Raw genomic sequence first — 11,926 nt, 5'->3', positions numbered from 1 at the left:
GATGCGAATACTCCAGGTCAGCGCCGAACTCTTTCCCCTGCTCAAGACCGGCGGCCTTGCCGACGTGGCGGGCGCATTGCCGCTCGCGCTCATGGCCGCCGGGCAAGACGCGCGGGTGCTGCTGCCCGGCTTTCCGGCCATTGTGGCCGGCGTGCGCGACCTGGCTCTGGTGGGGGAGCTTGCCGCGCCGTGGGGCGAACGCTTCGCCCTGCTCGCGGGCCGCATCACCATCGACGGCAACCCGCCGATTCCCGCCTACGTGATCGATGCGCCGGCGCTCTACGACCGGCCCGGCAACCCGTACGAAGACGCCACGCGCCAGCCCTATGGCGACAACCACCGGCGCTTCGCGCTCCTGGGCTGGGCGGCGGCGCAGCTGGCACAGGGCATCGACCCCACGTGGCAGCCCGAGGTCGTGCATGCGCACGATTGGCATGCGGGCCTGGCGCCAGCCTACCTGCACTTTGCGCGGCAGGCCGGCGCGCCCCGCGTGGGAAGCGTGTTCACCGTGCACAACCTGGCTTACCAGGGCATTTCGGCGCCATGGAACTTTGCCGACCTCGGACTGCCGGGGCCGGCATTCCACATGAACGGGCTCGAATACCACGGGCAGGTGTCGTTCATGAAAGGCGGCCTCTACTTTGCGGACCGCCTGACCACCGTGAGCCCGACCTACGCGCGCGAGATCCAGACGCCCGAGCAGGGCTTCGGGCTCGACGGCCTGCTGCGCCTGCGCGGCAGCGTGCTCACGGGCATCCTCAACGCGGTGGACGACAAGGTCTGGAACCCGGCCATCGACACGGCGCTGGTGCAGGGCTATCACACGCCCGAAGGCCGCCACATGGCGGGCAAGGCGCGCTGCAAGGCGGTGCTTCAGCATCAGCTGGGGCTGGCCGTGCGCGCCGATGTGCCGCTCTTCATTCTGGTGAGCCGGCTCACCGAACAGAAAGGCCTGCACCTGGTGCTCGGCGGACTCGACGCGCTGCTGGCCGAAGGCGGCCAGCTCGCGCTGCTGGGCAGCGGCGAAGCCTGGCTCGAAGAAGCCTTTCGCCAGCGCGCGGCGGCGGCGCCGCAGTCGGTCAGCGTCACCATCGGCTACAACGAATCGCTGGCGCATCAGCTCTTCGGCGGCGGCGACGTGACGCTGGTGCCGTCGCTGTTCGAGCCCTGCGGGCTCACGCAGATGTACGGCCTGAAATACGGTAGCCTGCCGCTGGTGCGGCGCGTCGGCGGCCTGGCCGATACAGTCGTCGACTGCACGCTCGAAGACCTGGCCAGCGGCGACGCGACCGGCTTTGTCTTCGACCGTTTCGACGACGCCGACTACAACCGCGCGCTGCGGCGCGCCTTCGCTCTTTACCAACGCGCGCCGGACTGGCGGCGGGTGCGCGGCAACGCCATGCGGCGCCCGGCAGACTGGGCCACCGCAGCCGCCCAATACATCGAGGTGTACCGGCAGGCGCTCGAGCCCGCGGCCGCCTGATTGCGCCAAGGCGCACAACCCACAACCATTTACCGAAGCCCATGACCATCAAAGACTTCGCCTATGACCATCCCGACCGCGACGTGGCCGCCTTCAAGCGCGCAGTCGCGAACAAGCTGATCTACGCCGTCGGCAAAGACCCCGTGGCCGCCAGCCAGGACGACTGGCTGAACGCCACCGCGCTGGCCGTGCGCGACCAGCTGGTCGAACGCTGGATGGCGACCACCCGCGCCAACTATGCGCAAGACCTGAAGCGCGTCTATTACCTCTCGATGGAGTTCCTGATCGGGCGCACCTTCACCAACGCGCTGCTGGCGGTCGACCTGTACGACACGGTGCGCGACGCGCTGGCCGACTTCGGCGTCGACATGGCGGCGCTGTCAGAGCGCGAGCCCGATGCGGCGCTGGGCAACGGCGGCCTCGGCCGGCTCGCGGCCTGTTTTCTCGATTCGATGGCCACGCTCGGCGTGCCGGGCATGGGCTACGGCATCCGCTATGAATACGGCATGTTCCGCCAGCGCATCGTCGACGGCCAGCAGGTGGAAACGCCCGACTACTGGCTCACGCGCGGCAACCCGTGGGAGTTTCAGCGACCGGAGGTGAACTACCGCGTGCGCTTCGGCGGCCACGTGCAAAGGCGCGAAGGCACCAACGCTCCCTACGGCGCGGCCGACTGGGTCGACACGCACGACGTGCTGGCCGTGGCCTACGACACCATCATTCCGGGCTACGGCACGCAGGCCACCAACACGCTGCGGCTGTGGTCGGCGCGCGCCACCGAGGAGATCGACCTCTCGGCCTTCAACCGCGGCAACTACATGGCGGCGGTGGAAAGCAAGAACCACTCGGAGAACGTTTCACGCGTGCTCTACCCCGACGACTCCACGCCATCGGGCCGGGAGCTGCGGCTGCACCAGGAGTATTTTTTCTGCAGCGCCAGCGTGCAAGACCTGCTGCGGCGATACCTGCGCAACCACAAGACCTTCGACCAGCTGGCCGACAAAGTGAGCATTCACCTGAACGACACGCACCCGGTGCTCGCAGTGCCCGAGCTCATGCGCCTGTTGCTCGACGAGCATGGCCTCGCATGGGACGTGGCCTGGGCCCACACGCAAAAGGTGTTCAGCTACACCAACCACACGCTCATGCACGAGGCGCTGGAGACTTGGCCGGTCGAGATGCTCGGCCGCATCCTGCCGCGGCACCTGCAGATCATCTACGACATGAACGCGAAGTTTCTGGCCACCGTGACGCAGAAGGCCGGTAACGACGTGGAGCTTTTGCGCCGGCTCTCGCTGGTCGACGAGGCGGGCGAGCGCCGCGTGCGCATGGCCTACGTGGCGGTGCTCGCAAGCCATTCGATCAACGGCGTGTCGGGCCTGCATTCGGAACTCATGAAGCAATCGATCTTTGCGGACTTCGCGAAGATCTTTCCAGAACGCTTCAACAACAAGACCAATGGCGTGACGCCGCGGCGCTGGCTTGCGCAGGCCAACCCGCCGCTTGCGAGCCTGCTCGACCAGCGCCTGGGCAAGGGCTGGCGGCGCGACCTTTCGCAGCTCGAGGCGCTGCGGCCGATGGCGGTGCAGCCGCCCTTTGCGCGCGCATTTCGCCATGCCAAGCGCGAGAACAAGCTGCGCCTGGCCAACTGGGTCGAACAGCACATGGGCCTGGTGCTCGACACCGACGCGATGTTCGACGTGCAGGTGAAGCGCATCCACGAATACAAGCGGCAGCTGCTCAACGTGCTGCACGTGATCACGCGCTACCACCGCATCCTCGATGCGCAGGCCGCGGGCGGAACCGTAGACATCGTGCCGCGCGTGGTGGTGTTCGCGGGCAAGGCTGCATCGGCCTACCAGATGGCCAAGCTCGTGATCCGGCTGATCAACGACGTGGCGAGCACCATCAACAACGACGCCCGCGTCGGCAAGCTGCTGAAGGTGGTGTTCCTGCCCAACTACAGCGTGAGCCTGGCCGAGGTGATCATGCCCGCGGCCGATCTGTCGGAGCAGATCTCGACGGCGGGCACCGAGGCCTCGGGCACCGGCAACATGAAGTTCGCGCTCAACGGGGCGCTCACCATCGGCACGCTGGACGGCGCCAACGTGGAGATGCGCGACAACGTGGGGGCAGAGAACATCTTCATCTTCGGCAACACCACGCCCGAGGTGGCCGACATTCGTGCGCACGGCTACCAGCCGCGCGACATCTACGACGCCAACCCCGAGCTCAAGCGCGTGCTCGACGCGATTCGCGACGGCACCTTCTCGCACGGAGAGACGGCGCGCTACCAAGGCATCTTCGACGCGCTGGTGAACTGGGGCGACCACTATCTGCTGCTGGCCGACTACGCGAGCTACGTCGCGAAGCAGGCCGAAGTCGATGCGCTCTACCGCGACGCGGACGCGTGGACGCGCATGGCCATCCTGAACGTGGCGGGCATGGGCGCGTTTTCGTCGGACCGGACGATCGCGGAGTACGCGCACGAGATCTGGCACACGAAGCCGGTGGTGCTGGGCTGAGTCGTTCTCTCCCTCCCCTTTCGGGGGAGGGCCGGGGTGGGGGCACGACGGCCTCAATGCCTTCGCGTCATTGGATGCGGGGTCAGCCCCCATCCCAGCCTTCCCCCGAAAGGGGAAGGAGCAAGACACGGTCAGCGCGGCTTTTCGGGCGCCGCCTCGGCCTCGGTCACAAACCCGATGCGGCTCAGGCCCGCCTTGTTCGCAATGCCCATGAGCGCCACGACCTTGCCGTAGGGCACGGTCTGGTCGGCGCGCAGCTGCACCTCGGTGTCCTTGCTGTCGGCGGCGGCCTTCTGCAGCCGGGCGGCCAACTCTTCATCGGTAACCGCCTGGTCGTTGAAGAAGACCTTGCCCGATGGATCGACCGACACGCTCACGAACTTGGGCGTGTCGTTGGGCTGGCCCGCATCGGTCTGGGGCAGGTCGAGCTTGATCGAGCTCGCCATCAAAGGCGCGGTAATGATGAAGATCACCAGCAGCACCAGCATCACGTCGACCAGCGGGGTGACGTTGATGTCGGACAGCGGCCGCTGTCCGCCCGCGCCTGTCGCGCGCCCGCCACCAGCGGCACTGCTGCCGAGCGAGGTGCGACCGAAGGCCATGGTGTGTCGAGCCCCGTTCGATCAGGCCGAAACCGGCATCGGCCTTGCAGGCGGCGGTGCGGCCGGCGCCGGCGCGCTGCCGAAGCTGCCGAGCAGGTCGTGCGCAAAGCCCTCGAGCTCGGCCTCGACACGGCCGATGACGCGGCCGAACACGTTGTAGGCCAGCACGGCCGGAATGGCGACGGCCAGGCCGAAAGCCGTCATCACCAGCGCCTCGCCCACCGGGCCCGCCACCTTGTCGATGGTGAAGCCGCCCGATTGGCCGGCGATGCCCGAGAGCGCGCCGTAGATGCCCCACACCGTGCCGAGCAGGCCGACGAACGGGGCCGTGGCACCAACGGTGGCAAGCAGGATCTGGCCGGACTGCAGGCGGCGCAGCGCACCATGCAGCGCCTCGCGCAGGGCCCGTGTGAGGCGCTGGTTGCGGTCGCCGGTGGCACCGAGGGTTGCGCTGTTCACATCGGCCGCTGTGTTCTTGATGGCGCTCACCGCCGGCAGTACCAGCGTGGCGCGGTCGAAGGCCTTGAGTCGCTGCTCCGCATCGGCCAGCGTGGTCGATTGCCAGAACGCCGCAATGCTGCGCAGCACGTCGCGCGTGCCGCCGCGCAGCAACCAGGCCTTCCAGAGAATGACGACCCAGCTCGAAATCGACATTGCGAGCAGCAGCGCAGCCACCGAGCGGCTGACGCCGTCGCCCTGGGTCAGCAGTTCGAGCACGCTCATCGGTTGCGGCCGCCGCCGGGCCGCCCCAAGGCGAGCCGCGCCTCACCCACGGGGGGTGGCGAAACACACGAAGTGGTAAGCCGGGGGGCCGTCATTTCAGCGCAGGCCGAGCACGTCGAACATGTCGAAGAGGCCCGCCTTCTGGCCCGCCAGGAAGCGCACGGCGCGCAGCGCGCCCTGTGCGTAGGTCACGCGGCTGGCGGACTTGTGGGTGATTTCGATGCGCTCGCCGGTGCCGGCGAACAGCACGGTGTGGTCACCCACGATGTCGCCGCCGCGGATGGCGGAGAAGCCGATGGTGGAGGGGTCGCGCTCGCCGGTGATGCCTTCGCGCGCGTAGACGGCGCATTCCTTCAGGTCGCGGCCCAGCGCATCGGCGATGACTTCGCCCATCTTGAGCGCGGTGCCCGAGGGCGCATCGACCTTGTGGCGGTGGTGCGCCTCGATGATCTCGATGTCGTAGCCGGTCGACATGGCCTTGGCCGCCATTTCGAGCAGCTTGAAGGTGACGTTGACGCCCACGCTCATGTTGGGCGAGACCATGATCGCGATGTCCTTCGAGATCTCGGCGATTTCAGCCTTTTGCGCGTCGCTGAAGCCGGTGGTGCCGATGACGGCCTGCACGCCGAGTTCACGGCAGATGGCCAGGTGCGCGAGGGTGCCTTCAGGGCGCGTGAAGTCGATGAGCACCTGCGCGTCCTGCAGCCCGGTTCGCAGGTCGGAGACGATCGGCACGCCGCTCGTGAAGCCGAGGAAAGCGGCCGCATCGGCACCGATGGCGTCGCTGCCCGCCATGTCGAGCGCGCCGGCCAGGCGGCAATCCTGCGCCTCGCGCACCGCCTCGACCAGCATGCGGCCCATGCGGCCCGAGGCTCCGGCAATTGCGACGCGCCGCAGGGCGGGCGTGGAAGACTCGGAAATGGGAGAAGAAATGGATTCAGTCACGCAGGTTCAGCCTTCGAAATAGGGCATGGAGACCGGCACGCGCCCGCCTGACCCGGCGGGTGCGCCCGCCCTCGCTGGTTGACGCGTGCTCAGCGCGCCGCTTCGAGCGGGGGATACGCCGCCGGCAGCGGCGGCAGGTTGGGGGCAGCAGCGGTGGCCTCGGCCTTCTTGCTGCTGTCTTCCTTGGGGGCGAATTTCTTCAGCTCTTCTTCCGACGCCTCGAGCGGCGGAACCTTGCCGCTCTTCTTGCGGGTGTCAAGCGTGGCGACGAATTCTTCTTCGCTGGGCATCGAGTCGCCCTCGAAACGGTCGAGCAGCTCGCCCTTGAAGAAGACCGTGAGACGGCGCTCCTGCGGATCGACGCCCTGGCGCTTGATGGTGAAGACGTAGTCCCAGCGGTCCTTGTGGAAAACGTCGGTCAGGAGAGAAGTGCCGAGGATTTCACGCACTTGCTGGCGCGACATGCCGGGCTTGAGCGCCTCGACCTGTTCCTTGGACACGAAATTGCCCTGGACCACTTCGACCTTGTAGGGCGTGATGGCCGCAAGCGCACCCCGCGTGCGATCGCTGAAACCGCTGCAGGCGCTGAGGCAGAACGTCGCTGCGACGGCCGCGGCCAGCAGCCAGGGACGGCGTTGGAGAATGGCAGGCATGGGAGAAAAGAGGGTAGCGATATGATCGGCCATTGTAGCGGCTGGCCCCTTGGGGACCTGACCGCAGCACTGGGCAGGAACCATCATGGCCAATATCGACGAACTCAAGAATACCGGCCTCAAGGCCACACTGCCACGCCTGAAGATCCTGGAGATCTTCCAGACCGGCAGCCAGCGCCACATGACGGCCGAAGACGTGTTTCGCGTGCTTTTGAACGAGCACTCCGACATCGGCCTGGCCACCGTCTACCGCGTGCTGACGCAGTTCGAACAGGCCGGCATCCTCGAGCGCAGCCACTTCGAGAGCGGCAAGGCGGTGTACGAGCTCAACGAGGGCACGCACCACGACCACCTGATCTGCACTTCATGCGGCAAGGTGGAGGAGTTCTATGACGCCGAGATCGAGCGCCGCCAGCAGATGATTGCCAAGGACAAGGGCTGGATCCTGCAGGACCATGCGATGTCGCTTTACGGCCTCTGCGGCGATTGCGTCAATAAGCGGTAGCCGGTCAATCCCCGTCGCGGCCGCTTTCCATGGCCTTGTGGTGGCGCGCGACAAAGTCGGCATAGGTGTCGATGCCGCGCAGCTGCAAGATTGAATTGCGCACGGCGGCTTCGACCAGCACGGCGATGTTGCGGCCGGCCACCACTTGGATGATGACCTTGCGCACCGGAATGCCCAGCACGTCCTGCGTGAGCGGCGCCGAGGGCATGCGCTCGTAGTCTCGCTCGAAGCTGTCGCGCCGCACCAGGTGCACGATGAGCTTGAGCCGCATCTTCCGGCGCACCGCCGTCTCGCCGAAGATCGCGCGGATGTCCAGCAGGCCGATGCCGCGCACTTCCAGCAGGTTCAGCAGCAGGTCGGGGCAGCGCCCTTCAATGGTGTTCTGGTTGATGCGGTAAAGATCGACCGCATCGTCGGCGACCAGGCCGTTGCCGCGCGAAATCAGCTCCAGCCCGAGCTCGCTTTTGCCGAGCCCCGATTCGCCCGTGATCATCACGCCCATGCCCAGAATGTCCATGAACACGCCGTGCATCGAGGTGCGCTCGGCGAAATGCTTGGACAGGTAGGCCCGCAGCAGGTCGATCACGAAGGCCGACGATTCGCGGGTGGCAAACAGCGGCAGCTGGGCGCGCTCGCAAATCGATAGCAACTCGTCCGGCGCGACCTGTCCGTCGGCCAGCACCAGCATGGGCGGCTCGAGCGTGACGATGCGGGCGATGCGCCGGGCGCAGTCTTCCTGGCTGCCGCGCGTCAGGTAGGCCACCTCGCGGGCGCCCAGGATCTGCACGCGGTACGGGTGGATGTAGTTGAGGTAACCGACCAGGTCGGCCGCCGACTGGGCGCGGCTGATGACTTCGGGGTCGAATTGGCGTTCGGAGGCGCCGAGCCCTGCGAGCCACTCCCAGCGGAGCGACCCGCGGAATTCCTCGAACATGGCATCGGCGCTGATGACGGTCGGCTTCATGCGTGCGGGAGATGGCGCTCAGCGCCTAGTGTTGGAGCAGGCCAGAATAACCCGGAACCGGCGCTGCGGGGCCGCTGCTGCGGCCACTGAAGGGTGCGGGAAGCACCTCTACGCGACTTGCGTGGACTGCCAGCCGGCAATGAGCCCGTGCAGCGCGGCTGCGTCGGTGCTCGACTTGATCTGCTCGCGCAGGCCGGCGTCGCTCAGCAGCTCGGCAATCTCGGACAGGATTTCAAGATGCTTCTGGGTGGCCGCCTCGGGCACCAGCAGAAAGATGAGCAGGCCGACGGGCTGCTCATCCGGCGCGTCGAACCCGATCGGGTTTGCCAACTGGAAGACGGCGGCCATGGGAGCCTTCAGGCCCTTGATGCGGCCATGCGGAATGGCAACCCCGTGGCCGAGCCCGGTGGAGCCCAGACGCTCGCGCGCAAACAGGCTATCGGTGATCAGGGCACGGCCCAGGCCGTGAAGGCTCTCGAACAACAAGCCTGCTTCTTCGAAAGCACGCTTCTTGCTCGTAGCGTCGACGCTCACGAGGACTTGAGCGGGCGGCAGGATGGACGCGAGGCGATTCATGGTGGGTGCGGGGCGGGGGCGATTATGCACCTGCTTGGTAAAAACCCCCAGTCCGGTTACTTACTTTTTATCTACATGTTGCCCAAGCGCCCGTGGATCAAGGGCCGAAAAGACGTAATAAAAAGCAAAAGCCGCCCGAAGGCGGCTTGGTGCAGGCCGGCCCCAGCCGGGGCCCTGCCTTACATCACGCGCTTGGGCGCCGCGTGATGGTGGTCTTGCAGGCGGTCCTTGTGGCGCACCACTTGCCGGTCGAGCTTGTCGACCAGCTCATCGACCGCGGCGTAGAGATCAGCGTGGCTCGATTCCGCGAACATGTCATTGCCCTTGACGTGAATGTTGCATTCCGCCTTTTGCCGGCGTTCCTTTTCCTTCTGCTTTTCCACCGTAAGGATCACCTTGACATCGACCACCTGGTCGAAATGCCGGGTGATCCGGTCCAGCTTGCTCGTGACGTAAGTGCGCAAGGCAGGTGTGACGTCGAGGTGATGACCGCTGATCGTCAAATTCATGAAAGACCTCCTGGAATTGACGGTTGGGGAAATGGCCAGCACTCCGGAATGAAGCGTGGCCGGCGACATACAGATGAAATGGGTGCGGGGGAGAGAAAGAGAAGAAGAGAAAGAGGAGAAGGTCGATTCACTATGCCCAAGCTGTCACGGTATTGCAATACCTGAGTTGCCCGGGGGGTCGCGCTGCGTTCTTGCCCCGGTTTCAGCGGGCGGGCCTTGTTCAGTTCCAGGCCGCGCGCATGCGGTTGCGCAGGTCGATGACCGCGGCGGGCGGCGGCACGGCGGGTGGGCGCTCCGGCGGGGGCGGCCAGGTCTGCTGCTCGAAGCCCGCAAGATCGCGGTCGGAGATGAAGCGCGTGCGGTTGGCATAGAGGTGCCGGTCGCCGCGCACGGCCTGCTGCGTGACGTAGAAGCGCTGCGGCACCAGCAAATGCAGGTGGTCGCGCGCGCGGGTCATCGCCACATAGAGCAGGCGCCGCTCCTCCTCGAGCTCGTGCGCGCCCTGCGCCACGTCGGCCGGCAGGCAGCCGTCGACCACGTTGAGCACATGCACCGAGTTCCACTCCTGCCCCTTGGCCGAATGGATGGTCGAGAGAATGAGGTAATCCTCGTCGAGCAGCGGCGGGCCGGGCCGGTCGCTCGTGGCTTCGGGCGGATCGAGCGTGAGCTCGGTCAGGAAGCGCTCGCGCGAGCCGTAGCCCCCCGCAAGCCGCGCAAGTTGTTCGACGTCGCCACGCCGCACGCCCGAGGGATCGTCATAGAGCCGCTCCAGGTGCGGCAAGTACCAGCGAACCGCCAAGTCCACGTCGGCGGGCCATGGCAGCGAGGGCGCACGCAGCGCGGCATAGGCTTCGGCGAACACCGCCCATTCGGCACGCGCCGCGGCCGGCGGCACGAAGTCGCGCACCGCCGCGGCCGGGTCGGCCGCCTGATCCATGGCGTCGAGCAGCCGCGCGCCGGTGGCGGGCCCGATGCCCGGAATGAGCTGCGTCACGCGAAAGCCCGCCATGCGCCCGCGCGGGTTTTCGGCGAAGCGCAGCACCGCGAGCAGGTCTTTGACATGCGAGGCCTCGAGGAACTTGAGGCCGCCGTATTTCACGAACGGAATGTTGCGGCGCGCCAATTCGAGCTCGAGCGGCGCGCTGTGCGTGGAGGTTCGAAAAAGCACCGCTTGCGACTTGAGCGCAAGGCCGCCTTCGCGGTGCTCCAGCACCTTGTCGGCCACCCACACCGCCTGCTGCGCCTCGTCGGGCACCAGCACCAGCTGCGGCCGGCCGGCGGATGGCTTGTCGGTCCAGAGCGTCTTGGCATGCCGTTCGGCGGCTTGGGCAATGACCCGGTTCGAGACGTCGAGGATCGGCTGCGTCGAGCGGTAGTTGCGCTCCAGCGTGACGACGCGCGCAGCCTGCGAAAACTGCGAGGGAAAGTCGAGGATGTTACGGACCGTTGCGCCCCGGAAAGAGTAGATCGACTGCGCATCGTCGCCCACCACTGTCACGCCGCGTCCGTCGGGCTTGAGCGCGAGAAGGATCGAGGCCTGGAGCAGGTTGGTGTCCTGGTATTCATCGACCAATACGTGGTCGAAGCGCGCGCCGATCATGCCGGCCAACGCGGGCTCGGCCACCATTCCGGCCCAGTAGAGCAACAGGTCGTCGTAGTCGAGCACGTTCTGCTGCTGCTTGGCTTCAACGTAGGCGCCGAAAAGGCGCTTGAGCTCGGCTTCCCACTCGGCGCACCACGGAAAGGCTTCGGACAGCACCTGGGCCAGCGGCGCCCGCGTGTTGACGCAGCGCGAGTAAATCGAAAGGCAGGTGCCCTTGCGCGGAAAACGGTTCACGCTCGTCGACAGGCCGAGCTCGTGGCGCACCAGGCCCATCAGGTCTTCGGCGTCGCCCCGGTCGTGAATGGTGAAGTTGTCATTCAAGCCGATGTGCGCTGCGTATTCGCGCAGCAGGCGCGCGCCGATGCCGTGGAAAGTGCCGGCCCATGGCAGCGCCGGCGGCTTTTCGGATTTGAGCCCCAGCACGCGCGCCAGCACCTGGCCGGCGCGGCGTTCCATTTCCTGCGCGGCGCGGCGCGAGAAGGTCAGGAGCAGCAGGCGCTGCGGATCGACGCCGCCGGCAATCAGGTGCGCCACGCGGTGCGCCAGGGTGCTGGTCTTGCCGGAGCCCGCACCGGCAATCACCAGCAGCGGACGCTCGTCGCGGCCGACCAGGGTGCCGACGCCGTGCTCGACCGCGGCGCGCTGCTCGTCGTTGAGGGTGCCAAGCGCGGCGGCCAGGCGGTCGGCCTGCGTGGCACCGGCGGCGGAAAAAACAGGGAGCGCAGCAGTCTGCATGACCGCGACTTTACTGTATGTCCATCCAGACCGGCGAGGCCGCCGTCATATGGCCGATGACATAATCGCGCCTCGCTGCAACTGGAGACCGCACCATGGAAAC

11 protein-coding genes are annotated in these 11,926 nt (G+C 66.8%); 3 read left to right on the top strand and 8 right to left on the bottom strand.

Going from position 1 to position 11,926, the window contains the following annotated elements; all coding sequences use genetic code 11:
- The first annotated feature begins 1 nt into the window (after position 1).
- Positions 2 to 1,483, top strand: a complete 1,482-nt coding sequence (gene glgA, locus GOQ09_RS02280) for a glycogen synthase GlgA (protein WP_157611695.1) — start codon at positions 2 to 4, stop codon at positions 1,481 to 1,483.
- A gap of 41 nt (positions 1,484 to 1,524) precedes the next feature.
- On the top strand, positions 1,525 to 4,008 hold the full coding sequence (locus GOQ09_RS02275; RefSeq protein ID WP_157611694.1) for a glycogen/starch/alpha-glucan phosphorylase: 2,484 nt from the start codon (positions 1,525 to 1,527) through the stop codon (positions 4,006 to 4,008).
- 131 nt (positions 4,009 to 4,139) lie between these two features.
- Here the strand turns inward: GOQ09_RS02275 and GOQ09_RS02270 are convergent, their stop codons facing one another.
- From GOQ09_RS02270 to GOQ09_RS02255, 4 genes are all read right to left on the bottom strand, one after another.
- On the bottom strand, positions 4,140 to 4,610 hold the full coding sequence (locus tag GOQ09_RS02270) for an ExbD/TolR family protein (protein ID WP_157611693.1): 471 nt from the start codon (positions 4,608 to 4,610) through the stop codon (positions 4,140 to 4,142).
- Positions 4,611 to 4,631: 21 nt separating this feature from the next.
- Positions 4,632 to 5,333, bottom strand: a complete 702-nt coding sequence (locus GOQ09_RS02265; RefSeq protein ID WP_157611692.1) for a MotA/TolQ/ExbB proton channel family protein — start codon at positions 5,331 to 5,333, stop codon at positions 4,632 to 4,634.
- A 96-nt stretch (positions 5,334 to 5,429) separates the two neighbouring features.
- Positions 5,430 to 6,194 (bottom strand): 4-hydroxy-tetrahydrodipicolinate reductase, encoded by a 765-nt coding sequence (dapB, locus tag GOQ09_RS02260; RefSeq protein ID WP_431769308.1) that lies wholly within the window; start codon positions 6,192 to 6,194, stop codon positions 5,430 to 5,432.
- A gap of 173 nt (positions 6,195 to 6,367) precedes the next feature.
- The gene (locus tag GOQ09_RS02255; RefSeq protein ID WP_157611690.1) at positions 6,368 to 6,931 is read right to left on the bottom strand and encodes an outer membrane protein assembly factor BamE; all 564 of its coding nucleotides are present in this window, start codon (positions 6,929 to 6,931) and stop codon (positions 6,368 to 6,370) included.
- 85 nt (positions 6,932 to 7,016) lie between these two features.
- On the opposite strand from GOQ09_RS02255, the gene fur reads away from it, so the two are divergent.
- On the top strand, positions 7,017 to 7,436 hold the full coding sequence (gene fur / locus GOQ09_RS02250; RefSeq protein WP_157611689.1) for a ferric iron uptake transcriptional regulator: 420 nt from the start codon (positions 7,017 to 7,019) through the stop codon (positions 7,434 to 7,436).
- 4 nt (positions 7,437 to 7,440) lie between these two features.
- On the opposite strand, the gene hprK is transcribed toward fur, so the two are convergent.
- From hprK to GOQ09_RS02230, 4 genes are all read right to left on the bottom strand, one after another.
- Positions 7,441 to 8,400, bottom strand: a complete 960-nt coding sequence (gene hprK, locus GOQ09_RS02245; protein WP_157611688.1) for an HPr(Ser) kinase/phosphatase — start codon at positions 8,398 to 8,400, stop codon at positions 7,441 to 7,443.
- A gap of 108 nt (positions 8,401 to 8,508) precedes the next feature.
- Complete coding sequence (locus GOQ09_RS02240; RefSeq protein WP_126748816.1) at positions 8,509 to 8,976, bottom strand: PTS sugar transporter subunit IIA; 468 nt, start codon at positions 8,974 to 8,976, stop codon at positions 8,509 to 8,511.
- A 179-nt stretch (positions 8,977 to 9,155) separates the two neighbouring features.
- Positions 9,156 to 9,485 (bottom strand): ribosome hibernation-promoting factor, HPF/YfiA family, encoded by a 330-nt coding sequence (gene hpf / locus GOQ09_RS02235; RefSeq protein ID WP_126748817.1) that lies wholly within the window; start codon positions 9,483 to 9,485, stop codon positions 9,156 to 9,158.
- 220 nt (positions 9,486 to 9,705) lie between these two features.
- Positions 9,706 to 11,823, bottom strand: coding sequence for an ATP-dependent helicase (locus GOQ09_RS02230; protein ID WP_157611687.1), 2,118 nt, complete (start codon positions 11,821 to 11,823; stop codon positions 9,706 to 9,708).
- Positions 11,824 to 11,926: the final 103 nt, after the last annotated feature.

This window comes from Variovorax paradoxus (assembly GCF_009755665.1).
Lineage (GTDB): Bacteria > Pseudomonadota > Gammaproteobacteria > Burkholderiales > Burkholderiaceae_C > Variovorax > Variovorax paradoxus_G.
The sequence above is the reverse complement of the archived record's forward strand: the minus strand, read 5'-3'. Positions and strand labels throughout refer to the sequence as shown.